The sequence below is a fragment of the Vibrio sp. Vb2880 genome (genome assembly GCF_033337975.1).
Lineage (GTDB): Bacteria > Pseudomonadota > Gammaproteobacteria > Enterobacterales > Vibrionaceae > Vibrio > Vibrio alginolyticus.
Genome location: NZ_JAWORT010000017.1, coordinates 80,038 through 102,949 on the forward strand (window position 1 = coordinate 80,038; position 22,912 = coordinate 102,949).

At 45.2% G+C, this 22,912-nt stretch carries 20 protein-coding genes; 5 read left to right on the forward strand and 15 right to left on the reverse strand.

The window, feature by feature from the left end; translation table 11 throughout:
• Window positions 1-77: 77 nt before the first annotated feature.
• The 12 genes from R7M92_RS17660 to nrfB form a co-directional block, all read right to left on the reverse strand.
• Window positions 78-1,160 (reverse strand): DUF1513 domain-containing protein, encoded by a 1,083-nt coding sequence (locus R7M92_RS17660; RefSeq protein WP_318133916.1) that lies wholly within the window; start codon window positions 1,158-1,160, stop codon window positions 78-80.
• Window positions 1,141-2,178: an imelysin family protein gene (locus R7M92_RS17665; RefSeq protein ID WP_318133918.1), complete on the reverse strand. Its 1,038-nt coding sequence runs from the start codon at window positions 2,176-2,178 to the stop codon at window positions 1,141-1,143. Before R7M92_RS17665 ends, R7M92_RS17660 begins: the two co-directional genes overlap by 20 nt.
• A 10-nt stretch (window positions 2,179-2,188) precedes the next feature.
• Complete coding sequence (locus R7M92_RS17670; RefSeq protein ID WP_104979495.1) at window positions 2,189-3,571, reverse strand: di-heme oxidoredictase family protein; 1,383 nt, start codon at window positions 3,569-3,571, stop codon at window positions 2,189-2,191.
• 92 nt (window positions 3,572-3,663) lie between these two features.
• On the reverse strand, window positions 3,664-4,926 hold the full coding sequence (locus R7M92_RS17675; protein ID WP_318133920.1) for an imelysin family protein: 1,263 nt from the start codon (window positions 4,924-4,926) through the stop codon (window positions 3,664-3,666).
• A gap of 174 nt (window positions 4,927-5,100) precedes the next feature.
• Window positions 5,101-5,697 (reverse strand): GTP cyclohydrolase II, encoded by a 597-nt coding sequence (locus R7M92_RS17680; RefSeq protein WP_025767283.1) that lies wholly within the window; start codon window positions 5,695-5,697, stop codon window positions 5,101-5,103.
• A gap of 271 nt (window positions 5,698-5,968) precedes the next feature.
• On the reverse strand, window positions 5,969-6,145 hold the full coding sequence (locus R7M92_RS17685; protein WP_020480909.1) for a hypothetical protein: 177 nt from the start codon (window positions 6,143-6,145) through the stop codon (window positions 5,969-5,971).
• 146 nt (window positions 6,146-6,291) lie between these two features.
• Complete coding sequence (gene nrfF, locus R7M92_RS17690) at window positions 6,292-6,702, reverse strand: heme lyase NrfEFG subunit NrfF (protein ID WP_025767282.1); 411 nt, start codon at window positions 6,700-6,702, stop codon at window positions 6,292-6,294.
• The gene (locus R7M92_RS17695) at window positions 6,689-7,222 is read right to left on the reverse strand and encodes a DsbE family thiol:disulfide interchange protein (protein WP_054574739.1); all 534 of its coding nucleotides are present in this window, start codon (window positions 7,220-7,222) and stop codon (window positions 6,689-6,691) included. The genes nrfF and R7M92_RS17695 overlap by 14 nt, the downstream gene beginning before the upstream one ends.
• Window positions 7,200-9,107, reverse strand: a complete 1,908-nt coding sequence (locus tag R7M92_RS17700; protein WP_054574740.1) for a heme lyase CcmF/NrfE family subunit — start codon at window positions 9,105-9,107, stop codon at window positions 7,200-7,202. Before R7M92_RS17700 ends, R7M92_RS17695 begins: the two co-directional genes overlap by 23 nt.
• 9 nt (window positions 9,108-9,116) lie before the next feature.
• Window positions 9,117-10,088, reverse strand: a complete 972-nt coding sequence (nrfD, locus tag R7M92_RS17705) for a cytochrome c nitrite reductase subunit NrfD (RefSeq protein WP_054574741.1) — start codon at window positions 10,086-10,088, stop codon at window positions 9,117-9,119.
• Complete coding sequence (nrfC, locus tag R7M92_RS17710; RefSeq protein ID WP_054574742.1) at window positions 10,085-10,771, reverse strand: cytochrome c nitrite reductase Fe-S protein; 687 nt, start codon at window positions 10,769-10,771, stop codon at window positions 10,085-10,087. The genes nrfD and nrfC overlap by 4 nt, the downstream gene beginning before the upstream one ends.
• Before the next feature lies 1 nt (window position 10,772).
• Entirely contained in the window at window positions 10,773-11,375 is a 603-nt protein-coding gene (nrfB, locus tag R7M92_RS17715) for a cytochrome c nitrite reductase pentaheme subunit (RefSeq protein WP_054574743.1), read from the reverse strand.
• Window positions 11,376-11,826: 451 nt separating this feature from the next.
• Here nrfB and nrfA point away from each other — a divergent pair, with 451 nt between their 5' ends.
• Window positions 11,827-13,254, forward strand: a complete 1,428-nt coding sequence (nrfA, locus tag R7M92_RS17720; protein ID WP_054574744.1) for an ammonia-forming nitrite reductase cytochrome c552 subunit — start codon at window positions 11,827-11,829, stop codon at window positions 13,252-13,254.
• Between the two features lie 130 nt (window positions 13,255-13,384).
• On the opposite strand, the gene R7M92_RS17725 is transcribed toward nrfA, so the two are convergent.
• The 3 genes from R7M92_RS17725 to gyrA all read right to left on the reverse strand — a co-directional run bounded on the left by R7M92_RS17725 (window position 13,385) and on the right by gyrA (window position 17,449).
• The gene (locus R7M92_RS17725) at window positions 13,385-13,939 is read right to left on the reverse strand and encodes a hypothetical protein (RefSeq protein WP_047103266.1); all 555 of its coding nucleotides are present in this window, start codon (window positions 13,937-13,939) and stop codon (window positions 13,385-13,387) included.
• A 42-nt stretch (window positions 13,940-13,981) separates the two neighbouring features.
• Window positions 13,982-14,605, reverse strand: a complete 624-nt coding sequence (locus R7M92_RS17730) for a tetratricopeptide repeat protein (RefSeq protein ID WP_054574745.1) — start codon at window positions 14,603-14,605, stop codon at window positions 13,982-13,984.
• A 123-nt stretch (window positions 14,606-14,728) separates the two neighbouring features.
• The gene (gene gyrA / locus R7M92_RS17735) at window positions 14,729-17,449 is read right to left on the reverse strand and encodes a DNA topoisomerase (ATP-hydrolyzing) subunit A (RefSeq protein WP_054574746.1); all 2,721 of its coding nucleotides are present in this window, start codon (window positions 17,447-17,449) and stop codon (window positions 14,729-14,731) included.
• A 475-nt stretch (window positions 17,450-17,924) separates the two neighbouring features.
• Between gyrA and ubiG the strand changes: the two genes are divergently transcribed.
• From ubiG to yfaE, 4 genes are all read left to right on the forward strand, one after another.
• Complete coding sequence (ubiG, locus tag R7M92_RS17740) at window positions 17,925-18,632, forward strand: bifunctional 2-polyprenyl-6-hydroxyphenol methylase/3-demethylubiquinol 3-O-methyltransferase UbiG (RefSeq protein ID WP_005376820.1); 708 nt, start codon at window positions 17,925-17,927, stop codon at window positions 18,630-18,632.
• 495 nt (window positions 18,633-19,127) lie between these two features.
• A complete protein-coding gene (gene nrdA / locus R7M92_RS17745; RefSeq protein WP_005376819.1) occupies window positions 19,128-21,410 on the forward strand; it encodes a class 1a ribonucleoside-diphosphate reductase subunit alpha in 2,283 nt (760 codons plus the stop codon).
• 83 nt (window positions 21,411-21,493) lie between these two features.
• A complete protein-coding gene (nrdB, locus tag R7M92_RS17750; protein WP_005376818.1) occupies window positions 21,494-22,627 on the forward strand; it encodes a class Ia ribonucleoside-diphosphate reductase subunit beta in 1,134 nt (377 codons plus the stop codon).
• A complete protein-coding gene (gene yfaE / locus R7M92_RS17755) occupies window positions 22,627-22,908 on the forward strand; it encodes a class I ribonucleotide reductase maintenance protein YfaE (protein ID WP_005376817.1) in 282 nt (93 codons plus the stop codon). The genes nrdB and yfaE overlap by 1 nt, the downstream gene beginning before the upstream one ends.
• The last annotated feature ends 4 nt before the right edge of the window (window positions 22,909-22,912 follow it).

A 22,912-nucleotide genomic window follows, 5' to 3' on the forward strand; every position in this document is an offset into this window, starting at 1 on the left:
CTTGCAGGTTTAAAATTAAGAATCTGATGCCGAAAACGACAACAAAACTCTCTATAAGTAATTACTCAATGATCTTTCTAGATAATTCTCGACCAATGGTTGTCCCATTGCACTCCGCTTGCGAAGGTACTTTTTGACTCCTCTGGTCTTTGCTCTACCACTTTTCCCGCCCCAGAGCTGACTCGGAATTCATCACCGTAGATCACAACACCAGAAGCGTCTGGTAACGCACTTAGCTCTACCAATTTGCCAGTAGACTTAGACCATATACCATAACAACTGCCTGGAGGCGAAGTGGCTAAGATCCATTCATCGGTTGCTGCAATACTCGCAACGTAGTGATTGAAACGCGCCCACTCTTCAGGCTCAGCTTGAAGATCTTGCATTTCACCACCACGCGTGTGCATGGCGATCAAGGCTGGATACTCGTCCGGCTCACCACGATATTGCTGACCACAAAGCACGGTTTCCGCACCGTCATGGGCTAAGTGGCGAATACTCAACTTATGATCCGGTAAAGACACTTGATCCAATAGCTCCCCTTCCTGTGAAAGGTAACTCAGACTCGGTCTCATGCTATCAAGATTGAGAGGTTCACGGCCGTTGGTGTGTACGCCACCGACGCCAATCGCTAGTGCGCCATCAGGCATCATGATCACTTCATGAGGGCCAAGGCCAAAACCCGTTAACTCATCGATTTTTTGATATTGCTTCTGCACATCATAAACACCAATGATCCCACGACTTGTCCCCCTCTCCCCTTCTGTGGCAAATAGCAATGTGCCGTCATGGGAGTAAACACCATGTCCGTAAAAATGACGATTTGGCGTTGCTAGTTGCAGTTTGATCATCTGCTCTGAGCGATAATCAAACACCATGAAGAAAGTACCAGGTCGACGACCAAAAACTACGGCGTGGCCTTGTTGGTTGGTTGCTACACCGTGACCACGCTCAGGAATCGGCAATGAAGATAGCGGCATACCATGCTCATCCGCCACCACCGCTGCGAATTTATCTCGACCAATGATAGAACAGCCGATCAACGCAGGTTCACGTGAGCTTGTTGAAGCACAACCAAATGGCATCATAGGTATAGCCGCCCCGAATAGAGCGGCTTTCAGCAAGGTTCGGCGGGTTTGATCAGTCACCATCGGTTGCATTAAATCCTATAACTACGCCAAGCTCGATCGCCACTTCTTCGTGAATCAGGTACTTCAATTGCTCTAGCTTATTGTATTGAGAGAGCACCATGCGATAGCCTTCTTTTGTTTGTAGTGCAGCAAACAAGCTCTTATCCTCTGGCCAAGTTTCTAACGCCATTTCAAACTGATGAACGACACGGTCTGCGAGATCTGCATGGCCTTGCTCTCTAAGTAGCGCATCTAGACCATTCCCGTTAGCAAAGTACAACGCTTCCATCCCTTGAAGGTTGGCTTTTAAGTTTGAAAGCGAGGTCTCTGAACGCCACGATTCTGAGAAATACGGGCGAGGCTTACCAATCTTCGCTAGCGGTCGGCTCAACTTCTTCATGCTGTATTCAAGCTGATTCGAGAGCAGTGAAATGTACTCAGATTCCCATTCCGTCATCTCTAGCGATTTCCAAGGGTTCTCTGCCCAAGAATCCGCGATGATCTGCGCTTTGTTATCGAGGTTTTCTGCAATCGCTACGCCTGTCACACAAGTATTGCTGTTGCTAGATAAGGTCGACGCTTTATCGTAAAGCAGCCATTCCAGAGCCCCTAAACCTTGCACGGTGACACTTTGGGTGGAGATATCTTCTGCACTCCAAGCTTGGTCAGATTTCGTCAATACAGACATTTTACGACCAGTAGTGTTCTTTTTATCTGGCCAAAACTGAACATTCCAGCTTTGCTCCAGCGCCGTAGCAGGGCCACGTTCTTGACCTTGTAATGCCATCCACGCAAGCATCGTTTGATGCCACTGCTGTTTTACTTGTGCATCATCTTTCGACTCTGATGCGCAGTAACCTGCGAAGCGTTGTTCAAGTTCTGTGGTTTGCGCTAAAAACGTCTGAGCTGATTGAAACTCGACCTCGTACACGCTTTGAGAAATATGACTTGTACTCTCAGGCTTGGCAACGCTCGAACCGATGGTCGATTGGCAACCAACCAAACTTAACGTTGCGGCAATCGCACTCACTAATAGTGTTTTTTTCATGGTTGCTTCCTCATAGAGAATTCAGAAACGCAATCAATGCGTCACGTTCTTTTTTGTTCAGTGCTAAGACGTTTTGTTTCGCTGTTTCAGCTTCGCCGCCGTGCCACAACACCGCTTCCATCAGGTTACGAGCGCGGCCATCATGTAGAAAGTAAGTATGTGCGTTTACTTCTTCGGTATAACCAATGCCCCATAGCGGTGCTGTTCGCCACTCGCGGCCGTTTGCTTGATATTCCGGACGGTTATCGGCTAAGCCTTCACCCATGTCATGCAAAAGCATGTCGGTGTATGGGTGGATAAGCTGCTCAGAAAGCGCTGGTAACTCTGGTCGTTTCGCCGTTTTAACACTGGTCTTGTGGCAGCTTTCACAGCCAGACGCAGCAAAGATTTGCTTGCCAAGTTTCACGTTAGGGCCATTGACATTACGGCGAATAGGTACAGCTAAGTGCTGGCTGTAAAACTCTACGAAGTCGAGAATATTTTCACTCACTTCTGGTTTGCCGCCATTTGGCATGTCGTCACAAATGCTTTGTTTCGAGGTACAGTTTTCATTTGGGAATAAATGGCTCGTAAGACCCACATCACCATTAAATGCTGCTGCATTTTGCTGCATTAGCGTCGGTTGTCCTGCTTTCCAGCCAAAACGACCAATCGAGAAGTCGTCCTTCTCAATATCCCACACCTTATTGACTTTGCCTGAGATACCGTCTTTGTCGGCATCTTGTTCATCAGCCCAAGCAAGTAGCGTTTCGTCGGGAATACTCTCTAACAAACCAAGGCCGATCATTGGCGGTGCCACGCGTGCTGAGAACTCGGTATCAGGGTGCATATCGCCGTAACCCAGATCGGTAATGTTCAAATGAGGTTTTCTTAGCGTCACCGTCGTACCGTCTTTAAATTTCACTGGGACATCGGTGTAAGTGATTTCGATTTTGCCTTCTGGCGTTTGATCTTGCAGGGCGAAATCTTGAAGCTGGCCACCATAAGTCGGCTCAGGTATGCCGCCATCTTTGATGTAAGCTTTCTTTTGTTCTGGCGTCATCGCAGGAATGCTTAAGCGCACTAACATAGACACTGCATGTAAATCATCTTTCTCTGGCGGATGACCACGACCGTCTTTGATGTGACAATTCTGACAACCATTGGTGTTAAAAAGCGGGCCTAAGCCATCACGAGCGTCTGTTGACGCTGGCGCTTGTACCCAAGGGTTGCGGAAAAAGCTGTTACCGACGCTAAAATCGAGGCGTTTGCTCATTGGCAAGTTAGCAGCAGGAAGAGAATAGGCATTCGCGCCGTCTTTTTTAACACTGGTTTTGCCACCAGACTTAACATCATAAGCCATGGCAGAAGAAGAAAGGATCGCGGCTAGCGCAGAAATTAGGTATGGCTTCATATCATTGCTCTACATAGACAACAAGGGTGATAACAACGAGCTCAAACGTCAAAAGGGCTCACAAAGAGCCCTTATTTATTATGGTTTTCTTATTAAAACTCGTGGTCAGCAGTATCAGGGCTTAGGCTGTCGATGCCGACAATGCTTGCCGCACGCTCAATCGCACCGGTTTGTGCTACCAACGACATGATGGTGTCGTTTACTAGCGCGTTGCCTTGTGCGTTACCCGCTGCAATAAGTTGGTCAAAGTGCTGGTTGTTCTTCTCTGCAGAAGTCACTAGCTCACCAACTTGGCTACGTGTTGTATCAAACTGCTTTTGAATGTCGGTCGCGGCTTTCTTATCTTTTTGAGCAACAAGATCAGCAATACTTGGACCAGATAGCTCTTTGCCGTTTACACCTTTGTATGTACCTGTGTAAACGTTGTAGATGCCTTGCTCGTTGTAGTAGTGAGAATTATGCGTGTTGTCTGAGAAACAATCGTGCTCGTCTTCAGTTGAGTTCGCTTCTAGTGCCACTTTCATGCGCTCACCCGCTAGCTCACCTAGAGAAAGAGAACCCATGCCGAATAGCATCTTACGTAGACCATTGTCCGCTGAGTCGTTCAGTAGCTCTTCACGGTAGTTACCTTTTACTTCAGCAGACCACTGCTTTTCCATCCACTCAAGGTCTTGAACCAGTAGATCAGCGGCTGCTTTTAGGTACTCTCCACGACGCTCACAATGGCCATTCGTACACTCAGAACCCACAACGAAATCAGTGTAAGCGCGTTGACCTGCGCCTGCGTTAGTGCCGTTTAGGTCTTGGCCCCAAAGCAAGAATTCAATCGCGTGGTAACCTGATGCAACGTTTGCCTCAGAACCACCTACTTCGTTTAAATCTGCTAGTAATTCTGGCGTAATTTTTGAAACGTCCAGTTTAGAAGCACCAATCTGCAGACTTGTGTTTGCGATGATGTTTGCAGCCGCACCTTCGTTACCCAATTCGTATTGGTAGTCCGCTGCTACGTAGTCGATCAGACCTTCATCAAGTGGCCACGCGTTTAACTGACCTTCCCAATCGTCAACAATCGCGTTACCAAAACGGAAAACTTCAGACTGTTGGTAAGGCACGCGAGAATCTAGCCAAGCTTGTTTTACTTCTTCAAGCTTTTTCGCTGATGGTGATTTTAGAAATTCGTCGATTTTTACGTCAAGCGCCTTCGCTGTTGTTACTGAATCAGCAAACACAGCATGGGCAACGTCCGCGTAATGTTCGACTACTTGTTGTTTAGTTACTGTGGCAGCAACGGTAGAACCACTGGCAATGAGGAGTGATGCAGCAATAGATTGGACTAAAACTTTTTTTGCATTCATCTGAAGCATCCTTGTTGAGCTTTTCAATTATCGTATTAGTAGTGCTAATTATTCTTATTTGCACTTTAGTCTCGAGATAATACAAATTTACAATTTATTTGCAACTCCAGATACAAAAAAACCTCATAAAAATGAGGTTTTTCACAGGCTTTATTGTCAGTTTTATCTTTAGGATTAAACCTTTAGGTCATGTTTTCCGTGAGAGACTTTTGCCTTCAGATAATTTTCGTTGCCATCTTTGATATGTGCAGAGGTATTGACAACCTCGCCAATTTCAATTCCGTACTCAGATAACTCACGAATTTTCTTAGGGTTGTTAGTCACGAGGCGGATCTTATTCACGCCTAAAGCTTCTAGCATTTGTGCTGCTTCTGTGAAATCACGCAGGTCATCATCAAAGCCCAAATGGTTGTTAGCTTCGTACGTGTTCATGCCCTGGCTTTGTAAGCGGTATGCATCGATCTTATTGTACAAGCCAATACCACGACCTTCCTGACGGAGATACAAGATGATACCACCGGACTCGCCCATGCGATTGATCGTCTCTTCTAGTTGCTCACCACAGTCACAGCGTGAAGAGTGGAACACATCGCCTGTCAAACACTCAGAGTGCATACGAACTAAAGGCATGTCCTGAGTTTGGTCCGCTTGTTTAAAGATAATAGCAACATGCTCTTTGTCTGTCTTCAGACCATGGAAAGACAGAATTTCGGCATCAATGTTACTTTTTGCCCCGACTTTAAAATCTACTCTGGCACGTACTTCCGCCATATCTATACTCACTCGATTTATTGCTTGATGCGCTTGATGCGTTTTCGTTATTGCATTCATGGGATTTACTCGTTGCTCTTCAACTATGGGGACTGATACCGCATTTTGCAATATAGAGATCACAATTGAGGGCAGTTATCCACTCAAGACAGCAAAAGAGAAACACTCTCCAACTGAACAATTGTTATATTATAACAATTTAAAAAAACTACAATAAAAAACCCCAGACAAATTTTGTCTGGGGTTTCAAGAAGGTCGTTTGGTCTATCTTTTAATGGGTCTGACTGCGCTTCCAAACGGCGAGTTCAATCCAAACTGCTTCGAGTTCTTGGATTTCCTCGTCGGTCAACACGGCGAGCGTTGAAGTAACTTGAGGCAGGTTCGGTGATTGCAATGCACGAATCTGCGAATAGAAGTCTTTTTTAAGTTGTAATATAACTGAATCCACTGCGTGCACCTATTTCGTTCTTTTATTACTTATCCAGCTCAAAATTTTTATTTTCTTTATACTGGAAACTTCATAAATTCGGAAAAATGATAACATTCTGCTTGTTAAGTGCACAATTTATTTTTAATAGTGGAATAACGGTCACATTAATTACGCTTCACCATTCGGATCGAATATAAGACAAAAAAGATCAAAAATAGCACAGGAAAGATCCACAACAGCGCCGTGGAATAATTTAATGGTGGTTGATACAGAACAATATTCCCATAACGAGCAACTAGATAGTCCTTTATTTCTTGATCTGAGCTTCCTTCATTGGCCATCGTATACACTTTCAACCTCAGGTCTTTAGCCGCTTGTGCATTAGACTCGACAAGGTTTTGGTTTTGACACTGCGGGCAGCGTAATGTCTTGGCTAACGAGGTTGCACGCTGTTGCACTTCAACAGAATGAAATTCAAACAGATCAACATTCTGTTCTATATCCGCACTTCTCGTGAAAGGAGAAAATAGTATAAATAGGATTAAAGTGAGGAGAAGATTATTAAATCGAAACATTCAAGTATCCTGAAAATATATCGTTCCATTTATCTGCCGTTAGCTCTCCACGATATTTGATCAATATACGACCATTTGGATCAATCAAGTAAGTTTCCGGCGTTCCGATAACACCTAGCTCCACAGCGAGCTTTCCATTAGGGTCACTAATTACTTCAATATATGGATTTCGTTTAGAGCTCAAATATTCACGAGCGGCTTGTTTTTGATCTCTATAATTCAGCCCAATAATAGGCACACCGAGTTCTGCTAACTGCAATAATTCTTCATGCTCTCGTTTGCATACTCCGCACCAAGATGCCCAAACATTCAATAATTTATATCCGTCGCTTTTGAACAACTGCTCAGAAACCATGTCATCAGAGATCAGAGAAGTAGAGCGAAAATTAGGTGTCTCTAAATTTCGTTGTGGGGACAATTCAACATGTGGTCGCTCAGACAAGGCCACCGCAGTAACTACAGCAAACACGGCAACAGCTACAACGAGACCTGCGAGTTTAAGCGTATTTCTCGATCGCATTGATAGCCTCTCTCCTTTTCTTTAGGCCTGTTAATAGCGCACCAAACACCGCTAATAGCCCGCCAGACCATATCCACCAAATACCTGCGCGGTACTGAACTTTAATCGCATAAGCATGAGTATCGACTTTGTCACCCAATGTCACGTAATAATCGCCATGCCATAGTGAACGAATCGCAGGCTCAGTCATGTTCATTACTCGCACAGGGTAATGGCGCTTCTGCGGGTTGAAATTGAGCATGCGGCCATCTTCCAAGTGCAAGGTGATCTGTCCTTGTTCCGCGGTATAGTTCGGCCCCACCAGCCATTCGATACCATGATAATCGATAGTGATCCCCGCCCTTTGTTGAGAACTGCCTGGTTCGACACGTAAATTGTATTCATAAGAGTAGTGACTGTTGAATACAGCCCCACTCACCGCCATTGCAAAACCGATATGTGCCATCACGATTGGGATGAGTTTACGCTTGTTGGAGCAGCGAAACAGCATAACGAGATGCGCCACAATCACCCAAGTAGCCAACGTTATGGCTAGCAATACTTCGAAATGCAGTGCATTCATTGAGAACATAAACCCGATCCCAGAGACTAGAGATAACGCGATACTGATCGCGATATCAGCGCTTACACTCGGCACTGTGCCTTTTGTCCATTTCAGCACCGGCATCAAAGCTAAGGCAATCAGAGCCAGTATGCTTAATGGAAAGAGCAGACTATTAAAGTAAGGTGCGCCAACTGAAATGTTCCCTAAGCCGAGCAGTTGATAAACCATCGGATAAAAAGTGCCAAGAAAAACGATGGCAGTCGCAATAACCAATAGTCCTTTGGCGATATAAGCAGCGTAAGCTCGGCTCGCTAGAGATTGAAGTTTGAAGCGAGGGAGTTGTTCTCCTTGCAAAATCAATACGCCAAAAGTGATGATGATAAGCAAGCTCAATACACCAAGCAGCACTAAACCCTTAGTTGGGTCCACCGCAAAAGCATGCACTGAAGTCAGCACGCCAGAGCGCACCACGAATGTCCCTAAAATGCTTAGACTGAACGTAGCAAACGCCAGTGCATAGGTGCTCCAAATTGCGCCTCTGTTACGTGTTGCGACAACACCGCTGTGCAACAAAGCAGTACCAGTAAGCCAAGGGAGTAGAGAAGCGTTCTCCACAGGGTCCCAAAACCACCAGCCGCCCCACCCTAGCTCATTGTACGCCCACCAAGATCCTACCAAGATACCCAACGTGAGCGTTCCCCATGCAAAAAACGCTGCGCTTCGAGCGACCACATACCAATCGCCCATCGGTTGTTTACCCAATAGCGCCGCTAATGCAAAAGCTAATATTGCTGCGTAACCAACATAACCGAGATAAAGCAATGGTGGATGAATGATAAGCCCAACATCTTGCAACATTGGGTTTAGATCTCGCCCTTCCGACACCAATACTTGGGCATATTCGAACGGGTTAGAGGTCATTAACGTGAACCATGCAAACGTCCCAATCAGAACGTTCATGATTCCTAAACAGTCGCAAGTATATTGGGCATTGAGCGGTGACTTAAATGCAATAAACGACGCCCATAAACTCAAGGTGACGACCCAAAACAACATGGAGCCTTGGTGCCCACCCCAAGCGGCAGCAATTTTGAACGCCACGGGAAGTTGACTGTTGGAATGCGTAGCAACATATTCCAACGCGAAGTTGTCTTGCACGAAGCAGACGATCAGAAGTGCTAAACAAATGATGGAAGCTAAGCTAATGATGTGGGACATCGCGACTTGATGCGGCAATGTTGCCTTCTTACCTATAGCACGACGTATCCAATGCAGCAGCGATGCACAAGTCGATGTTACAGCCACCAATATCAGTAAGAAGAACCCTAGCTCAGCTTCCATTTATCCCCCTTACACTACGGTCATTTGACCGGCATAGAGAATGAAAGTACGCAGCATAAGTACGCCGACCAAGCTCAACGTCGTGACCACAAAAACGTAACTGCCTTTGTGGCGCACTTCTGAAGGCGTTAACCAATTGAGAGTCAAAGGCGTAAGCATGCCGATGAACACTACTCCAACCCAGAACCATTGAGCCCAGAACCCACTCGAAATAGCATTCCAAGCCGCGACTTCGTTCTGACCACCGCTGAAGATCAATCCAGTAAAGAAGGTCACTAAGACAAACAACTCAAACAACACTACTGGGCGTTCAAATCCGTGCACCCAAGATACACTTGGGCTGCTGGTCGACTCTTTAAACACCAAGATGCCGAACATCAAGCATGCCGCTGCGCCCGAGGACAAACTAGAGAACAGGAACAAGATTGGCAGTACTGGATTGTTTAGCATTGGGTAAGTCTTCAACGCAGACAGTAGAAAGCCAGTGTATGCCGCAAGCACGATGGCTAAGAAGCCCAAAAACAATTCAATGCCGTTGTTGGCTTTCCCCGCCTTAATTAAAATGCCATCGGCAAAATCCAACAGTTTGCTAGGTAACTTCCCTTCACAGAAGCTGATGATTTGATGGCGGAAGATAACGCCAATCCAAACAAACAGCACTAGCATGTACACTTGGAACAAGATCACGCCCATCGACATCACCGACGTTGGGTTGTAGTAGATCATGATCTTCCAAAACTCTAAAGGCTTGGTTAAATGGAAAATCAAAATTACTAACCCAGCAATGATGCCAAATGGCGCAAGCCAAGCCATCGCTTTCATGATGCCGTTGTTTGCGGGATCACCTTCAATCACTTTGCGTTTTAAATAGATTGAAATCATCACCGCACCTGCTGACATCCCAGCAAGGAATAAGTAAATCGCAATGATCCAATCCCAGACTAACGAGTCAAAGTGGAATGCACTTTCGAAGCCGTTCATGATGACACCTCCCCTTTGCTATGCGGAATTTTGTACAGTTTAGGTTGCGTACCTAAATGCGATTTATCGCGATAGACAACATGGCTTTCGATAGCTTTGCTCACCTCGCTAGTTGGGTCATTTAAATCACCAAAGATGAGTGCTTTTGTTGGGCAAGATTCCACGCAAGCTGGCTGCTTACCTTGCGCTAGATTGGTATCACGGCAGAAGTTACATTTATCCGCAGAGTGATCGACGGGATTAAAGAAGCGCACTTGGTAAGGGCAAGCAGCAAGGCAATAACCACATCCGACACATTTCTCTTTGTGTACATCCACGATGCCTGTCGCTTCATCTTGGTATGCAGCGCCTGTTGGACAAACGTACACACATGGTGGGTTATCACAGTGCTGACAGGATTCGCGAGTAAACTGGTATTCCACATCTGGGAATTCGCCAATCGGTTCACTGCGATGAATTTTAAGTCGGGTCACGCCTTCAGGGACTTTATTTACTTCGCGACAAGCATCGGTACAAGCGGTACAGCCTATACAGGCATTTTCATCATGAACCATACCCATGCGCTTCGCTTGTTCACTGTTGCTGGCATAAAGAGAGGAGCTAACAACGGAAGTGCCTGCAACGCCTGTAGTTAAAATCAACGCGCCGCTGCCGGCTAAAAAGTTTCTTCTCGAACATTTCATGCTATCTCTCCTCTTCTTTGGCAAGTTCAGGTTCGACGGCAAATTCAGAGTGACAATCCACACACTGCTTGATCAGTTGTTTTCTGTTGTACGACAACGCTTTGGTTTTCGCTGCGTGTACATCGTGGCAATTTGAACAAGTGAGGTTTTTGGCGTGCACATCGTGCGTCCAGTGGCTTTCTCTTAGCTGTGTCGGTGCGTGGCAATCCACACATTGGCTGTTAGCTTTAAGAATCATGCTTGGATCAAGGAACACTTTGTCGTGTACCTCTTTCGATTGCGCGGCAGAAAACTTAATCACATCAGGCGCGCCTTCACGATGGTCGGGACCAATGTTGCTATGGCAATTGGTGCAATTAAGTTGCTTCCCTTGGCTGAGTAGAGCTTGCGGGTCATGCGAAAGGTTCAGAGTCTCTTTGGCATCCTTATGACATTGCAGACACTTGTAGTCTCGGTCACGGATCAACTCGACTTGATGACGCTCAGCTTGAGCACCTTCAATCGGCTCTGAAGAAGTCGCATGGGCGGCGATGGAGAAACCATAGATGGCAAAGACGAAGAGAAGTTTCAGCATTGTCTCTATGGTCAATTTTATATTGCCCATATTGTTCTTTCCTTAGCTCGATAATAATTGATAACTATTCTCAATTATTTATTTGAGCGACAATTAATTTCCTCTGAAGATATTTTTTCAAATCTTCAAATGACATCAATTCTTATTTCGGAAAGCCACAACGCTAAACCTATATTTATAATACCTCTATTATTCATAAGGGGTAGAAACACCTGCTCAAAAAGCGAACTAAATCACCCTATTTTTAAAATGGTTAAAAGCCCAATACATTGACGAACAAGGACTTAACCACTACCACTTTAGGGGTATATAAATTCAAACATGACTGAGATCACTGGTGTAAATTGATCTAAAACAAGACAAGATTCGCTCACTATTTCATCTATCCAATTAAGCAATATTATTAATCGTAGATCTCCAGTTCTTATTTGGAATAGCTTCTCACAACGCTGCTAATAAAAACGAATATGGAGATAACACCGTGAGCATAAAACACTGGATGAGCGCACCTATCGCGGTTGCGACCTTATTCGCCAGCCAATTATTTTTGGTCGGCGCTCCGTTGGCGGCAGAAGAAAAAGGCCTTATCGATCCTCGTAATGACGCCTTTGAACAGAACCATCCCGACCAATACCACTCTTGGAAAGCAACATCCGAAAGCGAACACATTGAAGACGCCCTAAGTGAAGACCCAAACATGGTGATCTTATGGGCTGGCTACGGCTTTGCGAAAGACTACAACAAAGCGCGCGGTCACTTTTACGCACTTGATGATGTTCGCCAAACCTTACGTACTGGCGCACCGACTGATGAAAAATCCGGCCCGATGCCAATGGCCTGTTGGAGCTGTAAAAGCCCTGACGTTGCTCGCGTGATTGATGAACGTGGTGAAGACGGTTATTTCGAAGGTAAATGGGCACGATTGGGCTCAGAAATCGTCAACCCTATTGGTTGTTCTGACTGTCACGACACTCGCTCTGAAGAATTTAAGAAAGGCGAACCAGCACTGGCGGTAACTCGCCCTTATGTCGAGCGTGCTTTTGATACTATTGGTAAAAACTTTGATGAACAATCTCGCCTAGATAAGCAAGCATCGGTCTGCGCTCAATGTCACGTTGAATACTACTTCACCGGCCCGACTAAAGCGGTTAAGTTCCCATGGGATATGGGCACCACCGTTAATGACATGGAGAAATACTACGACGCGTTGAATTTCAAAGATTGGACGCATGCAGTATCTAAAGCTCCGATGCTAAAAGCACAACACCCAGGTTACGAAACATGGCGCGATGGCATCCATGGCAAAAACAAAGTGGTGTGTGTGGACTGTCATATGCCTAAAGTAACCAAAGAAGACGGCACGGTGTACACAGACCACAAAGTGGGTAACCCATTTGACCGCTTCGAAGACACCTGTGCACAATGTCATACCCAAACTAAAGAGCAGCTACAAGGCATCGTTTCGACTCGCAAAGCGCAAGTACTGAACATGAAGCTAACCGCCGAGAAGCAAATCGTAGCGGCACACTTTGAAGCAGGCGAGGCGTGGAAAGCAGGTGCAACAGAAGCAGAGATGGAACCTATCCTACAAGATATTCGCCATGCACAATGGCGTTGGGACTACGCGATTGCTTCTCACGGTGTCCACATGCATGCTCCTGAGGTAGCATTAGAAGTACTTGGTACTGCAGTTGACCGCGCTGCTGACGCCCGTACCAAGTTGGTTCGCTTACTGGCAACCAAAGGCATTACTGACCCTGTTCAAATTCCAGATATCTCGACCAAAGCGAAAGCACAGCAAGCACTGGGCATGGATATGGATAAGATGAACGCAGACAAGAAACACTTCCTAGAAACGGTGGCACCAGAATGGGATAAAGCAGCAGCTGAACGCGAAGCCACATATTAGTCTAACTTGCAGAGGTTAGTTTATAGATACAACAAAGGGCGTACTGAACGCCCCTTTTTTTTGTTTATTTGTTTCTTTGTTATCTTTATTTCTTCATCCCCGATTCTATCGAGAGACAAAATCGAACGTACTAGCGACGAGGAAGCCTCGGTCTAGGCTGAATATTTGGACGTGCTTTAGGTATCTGCACATTTGGACGAGCAACTGGACGCTGGATCTTCGTTTCCGGTAATGCTTTTCTTTGTTGAACCTTTTCTTTTACCGCTTTGTCTTGTAAAGTCGCTGGCTCAATACGTTCCGGACGATTCTCCCATTTGGTTTTAATCTCTTGCTTTTGCTCGTCAGGCAATGATTGCCAATGATCGTCGAGTTGGCGTTTCATGTTATCGATATTGGCGGACATATCATCGTCTTTCCAATCTTCGACTTTGTCTTTGATGGATTGCTGTTGGTCTTCATCTAAACCATTCCACCACTCTTCCAGTTTCTCTTTGTATTCATCGTCGTTATCGCAACAGCCCGGATAGTAATAAATCCAGTAGTCGTCATGATCGTACCACCACGGATCGTAATAACCCGATGAATAATAAACCATAGAGGAAGAGCCAGAATGATCGGAAGAGCTACAACCCGCCAGCACAGAGCCGCACAGCAAAACCAATATGCTTAGTGCTTTATTTTTCATTCGTTGCCCACCTTTCTCTCTATTGCTTGTTAAATTGTACGCTTACAATAGCTCTTTTGCTTTGTTAATAGAGTTAATGATTTGCACCCTATCTAAATTTGGATCATTAGAATCTAATAATATTACCCAGGCATCAATCGCTTCCTGAAATCGGAATGACAGAAAATGATCATTTGCGATCAAAGACAAAGCCGCTTCATTATGCGGTTCTATCTGTAGAGCTTGTTCTAGAAGCAAACTGACTTCTTGCGTCATTGATTGCTGGTGAATGTAGTACAAGGTCGTCGCTTTCGCAGCAAGTTGCGTGGCATTGACTGGCTCAGTCAGTTGGATCGCGTAATCAAAACAAATCAGCGCGCCGTCAAATTCCCCCTCTAGCAGGTAGCCCTGCCCGAGTTGGAACCACAATTCAGCGTTGTTCGGATCTTCACGCAACTGGTCTTGAATCTCTTTCATGATGTCACGAGCAGTCATCATTCGTGACATTTCCGCTTGTATTCGTTTAGGCGGTGTTTGATGCAGCAATAAGAAACTGGCACTCGTCACGACAAGTACTAACAGGCAAAAGCCAAACCATTGAGCAGGTTTAACTTTTGATGCACTCAATGATAAGAGTACGATAAACAACCCCATCAGAGTGATGGCAGCGAAAAACCAAACAGACATAACACGTCCTGTAAACAAAGATAACGTCAGTGTACGCATTTCTTACTTTAAATGCGTTGATACAGATACAAAAAAGCCGAGCAACTAAGGCTCGGCTTTTCATATCAGGATAACGATGTAAGATTACTCTTCGTTACCTTCCTCTGCATCATCAGCAGCTGGAGCTTCTGAAGCGTCTTGCTGCGTATTTTCGTCTGTTGACTCTAACGCTTCTGCATCTTCATCAGTAGGCAGCTCTTCATCATCAACTTCTTCAATACGTTGCAAACCAACAACTGATTCATCTTCCGCAGTACGGATAAGCGTTACACCTTGTGTGTTACGACCAACCTGGCTAACTTCACCCACACGAGTACGTACTAACGTGCCAGCGTCGGTGATCATCATCATTTCATCACCTTCAACAACCTGGATAGCACCAACTACCGGGCCATTTCGCTCAGAAACTTTGATAGAAACTACACCTTGAGTGCCACGACCTTTTGTCGGGTACTCGCTAAGTGCTGTACGTTTACCATAACCGTTTTCTGTAACCGTTAGGATGTCGCCTTCGTGCGAAGGAACAATAAGTGATACAACTTGGTCATTTTCAGCCAGTTTCATACCACGAACACCAGAGGCGGTACGACCCATAGGACGAACACCTTTAAACTTGATCTCTGGCTGACCATTCTCATCAAGAACTGGTTTACCATTTTCATCAAGTACTGGAATCTCTTCTGCTTCTTTAAAGCGAACCACTTTACCCGCTTTAGAGAACAGCATGATTTCGTTTTCGCCGTTAGTGATATCCACACCGATTAACGAATCGTCTTCACGTAGGTTCACAGCGATTAGGCCGTTTGAACGTACGTTTGCAAACTGGTTCAACGGCGTTTTCTTAACCGTACCGTCACCTGTTGCCATGAAGATGAATTTGTCTTCAGAGAATTCATCTACACGTAGAATCGCGGTAATGCGCTCACCTTCTTCGAGCGGAAGGATGTTCACAATTGGCTTACCACGCGCAGTACGGCTCGCTAGAGGCAATTGGTAAACTTTCAGGCGGTATGTCTTACCACGAGTAGAGAAACACAAGATGTTATCGTGGGTATTCGCCACTAGAAGACGCTCGATATGGTCTTCATCTTTCATCTTAGTCGCACTCTTACCTTTACCACCACGGCGCTGTGACTCGTAGTCGCTCAGTACTTGGTACTTAACGTAACCACCGTGAGATAGAGTAACCACAACGTCTTCACGTGCGATCAGCTCTTCCATGTCAATATCATGGCTCGCAGCTGTGATTTCTGTACGACGAGCGTCACCAAAGCCGTCACGAACCGCTTCAAGTTCTTCACGGATCACTTCCATCAAACGCTCAGTGCTCGCAAGGATATGCATGAGTTCAGCGATTTCTTCTAGAAGTGTTTTGTATTCGCCAAGAATCTTCTCGTGTTCTAGACCTGTTAGTTTATGTAAACGTAGATCTAGGATAGCTTGTGCTTGTTGCTCAGTCAGGAAGTACTGACCATCACGAATACCATATTCAGGCTCTAGCCATTCAGGGCGCGCAGCATCTGTACCAGCACGCTCTAGCATTGCTGAAACGTTGCCTAAATCCCAACCACGAGCGATAAGACCCGCTTTTGCTTCAGCCGGTGTAGGTGCCTTACGGATAAGCTCAATGATTTCATCAATGTTAGCAAGCGCTAGAGCTAAACCTTCAAGGATATGAGCACGTTCACGCGCTTTACGCAGTTCGAAGATAGTACGACGTGTCACAACTTCACGACGGTGATCAACGAAGCACTTCAACATATCTTTTAGGTTGAATAGCTGTGGCTGGCCATTGTTTAGGGCCACCATGTTGATACCGAAAGTGGTTTGCAGCTGAGTTTGAGCGTAAAGGTTGTTTAGAACTACTTCGCCCACAGCATCGCGCTTACACTCAATAACAATGCGCATACCGTCTTTATCTGACTCGTCGCGCAGTGCACTGATGCCTTCTACTTTCTTATCTTTAACTAGCTCAGCGATCTTTTCGATCAAGCGAGCTTTGTTCACCTGGTAAGGAATTTCAGTGACGATAATGGTCTCTTTACCATTCTTCTCCACTTCGATGTCCGCTTTCGAACGCATGTAGATTTTGCCACGACCTGTTTTGTACGCGTCTACAATGCCTTTACGACCGCTGATAAGCGCCGCCGTTGGGAAATCAGGACCAGGAATGTAATCCATTAGTTCATCAATAGTGATTTCTTCATTATTGATGTATGCAAGACAGCCATCAATCACTTCGCCAAGGTTATGAGGCGGGATGTTGGTTGCCATACCTACTGCGATACCAGAAGCACCGTTAACCAATAGGTTTGGAATTTTAGTTGGAAGAACCGCTGGGATCTGCTCAGTACCGTCGTAGTTTGGTACGTAGTCTACGGTTTCTTTGTCTAGGTCAGCCAATAGTTCATGGGCAATTTTTGCCATTCGAACTTCGGTGTAACGCATTGCCGCAGCAGAGTCGCCATCGATCGAGCCAAAGTTACCTTGACCATCGACCAGCATGTAACGAAGCGAGAACGGCTGAGCCATACGTACGATTGTGTCGTACACAGCACTATCACCATGTGGGTGATATTTACCGATTACGTCGCCGACAACACGGGCTGATTTTTTATATGGTTTGTTCCAATCGTTGCCTAGTACGTTCATCGCGAATAAAACGCGGCGGTGTACTGGTTTTAGGCCATCACGCACATCTGGAAGAGCACGACCCACGATGACTGACATCGCGTAGTCTAGGTATGAACCTCTAAGCTCATCTTCAATGTTTACGGGCGTGATCTCTTTAGCTAAATCGCTCATAGAGCCATTATCCCTCTATTATCTGATCGTAATTACGATACGTGTAAGGTGCAAAAATATAACACACAATTCATCACTTCGGCATCACTTTCCCTCTCCTTTTATCAGGTTGTGAGCTTGGTTATGAATCAAATGTCGAGAATTTGCACACTCATCCCATATCTTTCTGATTAGTGGTTATATTTCGGTCAATATTGAGCAAAATCGGACTCTTTACGCGGAAAAGCGAGGTAAATTCCTTTAACTACACAACGCGAAAATGCAGGTTTTAGAGTTATTGTCACTGGCACCAGTTCAAGGATGAACCAAAAACAATAGCGAGCGCTTTACAAATTACAGGCACCTGTCTCGATTGCCGCGCCAGTGAACTCTGTCATTGTCCCTTAACTAAGCACATCGAGGTTGTTTGGGTGTAAAACGTTGGAGTATACTGGCGCCCTCTAAAGGACTCAGATTGAATGCAATAAAACCAATTATGACTAAAGCACAAAACGTCGACCCAAGTGAAATTAAGAAATTCGAGGACATGGCTTCTCGATGGTGGGATTTAGAAGGCGAGTTTAAGCCGCTTCATCAAATTAACCCACTTCGTTTGAACTATGTACTTGAAAAAGCAAATGGCTTGTTTGGCAAGCGAGCACTTGATGTCGGCTGTGGTGGTGGCATTCTTGCTGAAAGCATGGCAAAAGAAGGCGCTATTGTGACGGGGCTTGATATGGGTAAAGAACCATTAGAAGTCGCGCGACTACATGCATTAGAAACAGGCACTCAACTGACCTACATTCAGAGCACAATAGAAGACCACGCTATAGAAAACGCAGGAACTTACGATGTCGTGACTTGTATGGAGATGCTTGAACACGTTCCAGATCCTCTCTCCGTTATCCGCTCTTGTGCTGCGCTAGTCAAACCCGGTGGTCACGTGTTTTTCTCAACTTTGAACCGAAACATTAAGTCGTACTTATTTGCTATTGTCGGTGCTGAGAAGCTTCTTAAGATTGTTCCTGAAGGCACTCATGAGCACGATAAGTTTATCAAGCCAGCCGAAATGATGAAGATGATAGACCAAACTGACCTGACGGAAATGGGCATTACTGGGCTTCATTACAACCCTCTAAATGACAGCTACAAACTCGGTCGTAATGTAGATGTAAACTACATCGTTCATACTAAAAAATACTGAACGCTGTTGCGTTAAAAAATGTGTTTTGTGATTGACATTTTTTAAAGAAAATGAAGCGGTAGCACAAAGTTGCCGCTTTTTTTGTCTTTTTATGGCTAAAATTCGTGCTCTAGATTCCATTTTGACCAAGCCATTTTTCGTAGATAAAAACGGCCAAAGATCAAGGAAAATATTTTTGCATGCGGTTATTTCTAAACCGATCTCGAAACCGTACTTTTAACCATTCAAGTCTGCCCTTTTCTCATCGGTTAGTGTTCACTTACTGATTTTTTTCATTTTGTCAGTTATCCACAAGTCATCCCCGATCTGTACCTTGATAAATCAGTGTAATAGCACTATCTTGTAACCCGCAAACAAATGAACCCCTATATGTTGTGTTTAAGCGACAATATATAGATAGACTTTGATCACAAAGCCGCCGCAAGCTTTACTCATATTGCACATAAACAAACAAAAATACGGCTTTTATCAGTTTTCTTAGGGAAATAAAGCAGAATGAACCAACAACTTACCGTCACCAAGCGTGATGGCCGTAAAGAAAGTATCGATCTGGATAAAATCCACCGCGTTATCACTTGGGCTGCAGAAGGTCTAGATAATGTTTCGGTTTCTCAAGTAGAACTTCGCGCTCACATCCAGTTTTACGACGGCATCACAACGACAGATATTCACGAGACAATCATCAAGTCTGCGGCAGACCTGATCTCTGAAGAGACTCCGGATTACCAATACCTAGCTGCTCGCCTAGCGGTATTCCATCTGCGTAAAAAAGCGTATGGCCAATACGAGCCACCAACGCTTTATGATCACGTGTCTCGCCTCGTCGATATGGGTAAGTACGATCAACATATTCTAGAAGACTACACAAAAGCAGAACTCGACGAACTTGATGCGTACCTCGACCATAAACGCGACCTAAACTTCTCATACGCGGCAGTTAAGCAGCTAGAGGGTAAGTACTTCGTACAGAACCGTGTTACGGGCCAAATTTACGAAAGTGCTCAGTTCTTATACATCCTTGTAGCAGCGTGCTTATTTGCGAAATATCCAAAAGCGACGCGTCTTGATTACATCAAACGTTTCTACGATGCGACATCGACATTTAAGATTTCTCTACCTACGCCAATTATGTCTGGCGTGCGTACCCCTACTCGCCAGTTCAGCTCATGTGTTCTGATCGAGTGTGGCGACAGTCTTGATTCTATTAACGCAACAGCAAGCTCAATTGTTCGTTACGTATCTCAGCGCGCTGGTATTGGTATCAACGCAGGTCGTATCCGTGCATTAGGCTCAGAGATTCGCGGTGGTGAAGCATTCCACACTGGTTGTATTCCGTTCTACAAGTACTTCCAAACAGCAGTAAAATGTTGTTCACAAGGTGGTGTACGTGGTGGCGCGGCTACTGTGTTCTACCCAATGTGGCACGGTGAAGCACGCTCACTAATGGTACTTAAGAACAACCGTGGTGTTGAAGAAAACCGTGTTCGTCACATGGACTACGGTGTTCAGTTAAACAAACTGATGTACCAACGTTTAGTTGAAGGCGGCAATATTACGCTATTCTCACCATCTGATGTACCTGGTCTGTACGACGCATTCTTCGAAAACCAAGAAGAGTTTGAGCGTCTATACGTGAAGTACGAGAACGATCCTTCAATCAAGAAAGAAACGGTTAAAGCGATTGAAATGTTCACTCTGCTAATGCAAGAGCGTGCATCAACGGGTCGTATCTACATCCAGAACGTGGACCACTGTAATACTCACAGCCCATTTGATTCTGAAGTCGCTCCAGTTCGTCAGTCGAACCTATGTTTAGAAATCGCACTGCCAACGAAACCATTAACTAACGTTGAAGATGACTCAGGCGAGATCGCACTGTGTACGCTTTCTGCATTCAACTTAGGTGCTATCAAGTCTCTAGATGATTTCGAAGAGCTATCCGATCTTGTTGTTCGTGCGTTAGATGCACTGCTTGATTACCAAGATTACCCTCTACCAGCGGCATACAAATCGACTATGAACCGTCGTACGCTAGGTGTTGGTGTGATTAACTTTGCTTACTACTTAGCGAAGAATGGCGTGAAATACTCTGACGGTAGCGCGAACGGCCTAACTCACCGTACGTTCGAAGCAATGCAGTACTACCTATTGAAAGCATCTGTAGCACTGGCGAAAGAACAAGGTAAGTGTCCTTCATTCGACGAGACGAACTACGCGAAAGGCTTACTGCCGATTGATACGTATAAGAAAGATATCGACCTAATTTGTGACGAAGCGCTGCACTACGACTGGGACAGCCTACGTAAAGAAATTATGGAGCACGGCCTACGTAACTCAACACTGACTGCGCTAATGCCTTCTGAGACTTCTTCTCAGATTTCAAACGCAACTAACGGTATTGAGCCACCACGTGGTTACGTTTCAGTAAAAGCTTCGAAAGACGGTATCCTGAAGCAAGTTGTACCAGAGTTCACAGAACTTAAAGACAGCTATGAACTGCTTTGGAATATCGGTTCGAACGACGGTTATCTACACCTTGTGGGTATTATGCAGAAGTTTGTTGACCAAGCTATCTCTGCTAATACTAACTACGACCCGTCACGTTACGAGACTGGCAAGGTTCCAATGAAGAAACTACTTCAAGACCTGCTAACAGCGTATAAGTTTGGTGTGAAAACGCTTTACTACCACAACACTCGTGATGGCGCGAAAGATGAACAGAAAGACGCTGTTCAACCACAAGATGACGATTGTGCTGGCGGCGGTTGTAAGATTTAATCTTCCCGTACCTAGCGAACCCGTAAAGACAGACTATCGATAACCTCCCCCTTACGGGGAGGTTTAAAAGGAATTGAGGCATTATGGCTTACAGTACTTTTAACCAAAAAAAGAATGACCAATTGAAGGAACCAATGTTCCTAGGTCAATCAGTAAACGTTGCACGTTACGACCAACAAAAGTTTGAGATTTTCGAAAAACTTATCGAGAAACAACTTTCTTTCTTCTGGCGTCCAGAAGAAGTAGACGTATCTAGCGACCGTATCGATTACAACAAACTGCCAGATCACGAGAAGCACATCTTCATCTCTAACTTGAAGTACCAAACGCTTCTTGACTCTATCCAAGGCCGCAGCCCTAACGTGGCACTGCTGCCGCTTGTGTCTCTGCCAGAACTAGAGACTTGGATTGAGACTTGGTCTTTCTCTGAAACGATTCACTCTCGTTCTTACACACACATTATTCGTAACATCGTGAACGACCCTGCGGTGGTGTTTGATGATATCGTTGAGAACGAGCACATTCTGAAGCGTGCAAAAGACATCGCGCACTACTACGACGATTTGATTCAAGCGACGAATGATTACCATCGCTACGGTGAAGGTGAGCATGTCCTTAACGGTGAAACGGTTAAGGTTAGTCTGTACGATCTTAAGAAGAAGCTGTACATCTGTCTGATGTCTGTTAACGCATTAGAAGCTATTCGTTTTTACGTCAGTTTCGCATGTTCTTTCGCTTTCGCAGAACGCGAACTAATGGAAGGTAACGCGAAAATCATCAAGCTGATCGCTCGTGACGAAGCACTTCACTTAAACGGCACGCAGCACATGATCAACCTGCTACGTAACGGTCAAGATGACTTCACTTTCATGCAAATCGCAGAAGAGGCAAAACAGGACTGTTTTGACCTATTCAAAGAAGCGGCTGAGCAAGAAAAAGAGTGGGCAGAGTATCTATTCAAAGATGGCTCTATGATCGGTCTAAACAAAGACATCCTAAGCCAATACGTTGAATACATCACAAATATTCGTATGCAAGCGGTAGGTCTACCAGCAGCGTATCCAGAAGCAACAACCAACCCAATTCCATGGATTAACGCTTGGTTGTCTTCAGATAACGTTCAAGTTGCGCCTCAAGAAGCAGAAATCTCTTCTTACCTTGTGGGTCAAATTGACAATGAAGTTCGCGCAGATGACTTCGAAGGATTCGAGCTGTAATGGCAACACTCAAAATCAACAAACTGATCAGCATTGAATCCAACCCTTCCAATACGATTTTGGAAACAATGGAGCAAGCTGGCCTATTACCAGAATACAACTGCCGTGATGGGCACTGCGGCGCCTGTCGCTGCAAATTGGAGTCTGGTGAAGTGGAGTATGTTGGTTTTGCCATGGCTTACACACAAAGTGATGAAATATTACCTTGTATCTGTAAAGCAAAATCAGATTTGTCACTTAGCGGCGTTAACTACGCGATGAAAGAAAAGCAGCGCGCATAACGTT

Bases quoted from the DNA above. Each gene is read 5' to 3' on its own strand.
- R7M92_RS17660 (WP_318133916.1), bottom strand. From the start codon at position 1,160: ATGCAACCGATGGTGACTGATCAAACCCGCCGAACCTTGCTGAAAGCC.
- R7M92_RS17665 (WP_318133918.1), bottom strand. From the start codon at position 2,178: ATGAAAAAAACACTATTAGTGAGTGCGATTGCCGCAACGTTAAGTTTG.
- R7M92_RS17670 (WP_104979495.1), bottom strand. From the start codon at position 3,571: ATGAAGCCATACCTAATTTCTGCGCTAGCCGCGATCCTTTCTTCTTCT.
- R7M92_RS17675 (WP_318133920.1), bottom strand. From the start codon at position 4,926: ATGAATGCAAAAAAAGTTTTAGTCCAATCTATTGCTGCATCACTCCTC.
- R7M92_RS17680 (WP_025767283.1), bottom strand. From the start codon at position 5,697: ATGGCGGAAGTACGTGCCAGAGTAGATTTTAAAGTCGGGGCAAAAAGT.
- nrfF (WP_025767282.1), bottom strand. From the start codon at position 6,702: ATGTTTCGATTTAATAATCTTCTCCTCACTTTAATCCTATTTATACTA.
- R7M92_RS17695 (WP_054574739.1), bottom strand. From the start codon at position 7,222: ATGCGATCGAGAAATACGCTTAAACTCGCAGGTCTCGTTGTAGCTGTT.
- R7M92_RS17700 (WP_054574740.1), bottom strand. From the start codon at position 9,107: ATGGAAGCTGAGCTAGGGTTCTTCTTACTGATATTGGTGGCTGTAACA.
- nrfD (WP_054574741.1), bottom strand. From the start codon at position 10,088: ATGAACGGCTTCGAAAGTGCATTCCACTTTGACTCGTTAGTCTGGGAT.
- nrfC (WP_054574742.1), bottom strand. From the start codon at position 10,771: ATGAAATGTTCGAGAAGAAACTTTTTAGCCGGCAGCGGCGCGTTGATT.
- nrfB (WP_054574743.1), bottom strand. From the start codon at position 11,375: ATGGGCAATATAAAATTGACCATAGAGACAATGCTGAAACTTCTCTTC.
- R7M92_RS17725 (WP_047103266.1), bottom strand. From the start codon at position 13,939: ATGAAAAATAAAGCACTAAGCATATTGGTTTTGCTGTGCGGCTCTGTG.
- R7M92_RS17730 (WP_054574745.1), bottom strand. From the start codon at position 14,605: ATGTCTGTTTGGTTTTTCGCTGCCATCACTCTGATGGGGTTGTTTATC.
- gyrA (WP_054574746.1), bottom strand. From the start codon at position 17,449: ATGAGCGATTTAGCTAAAGAGATCACGCCCGTAAACATTGAAGATGAG.
- ubiG (WP_005376820.1), top strand. From the start codon at position 17,925: ATGACTAAAGCACAAAACGTCGACCCAAGTGAAATTAAGAAATTCGAG.
- nrdA (WP_005376819.1), top strand. From the start codon at position 19,128: ATGAACCAACAACTTACCGTCACCAAGCGTGATGGCCGTAAAGAAAGT.
- nrdB (WP_005376818.1), top strand. From the start codon at position 21,494: ATGGCTTACAGTACTTTTAACCAAAAAAAGAATGACCAATTGAAGGAA.
- yfaE (WP_005376817.1), top strand. From the start codon at position 22,627: ATGGCAACACTCAAAATCAACAAACTGATCAGCATTGAATCCAACCCT.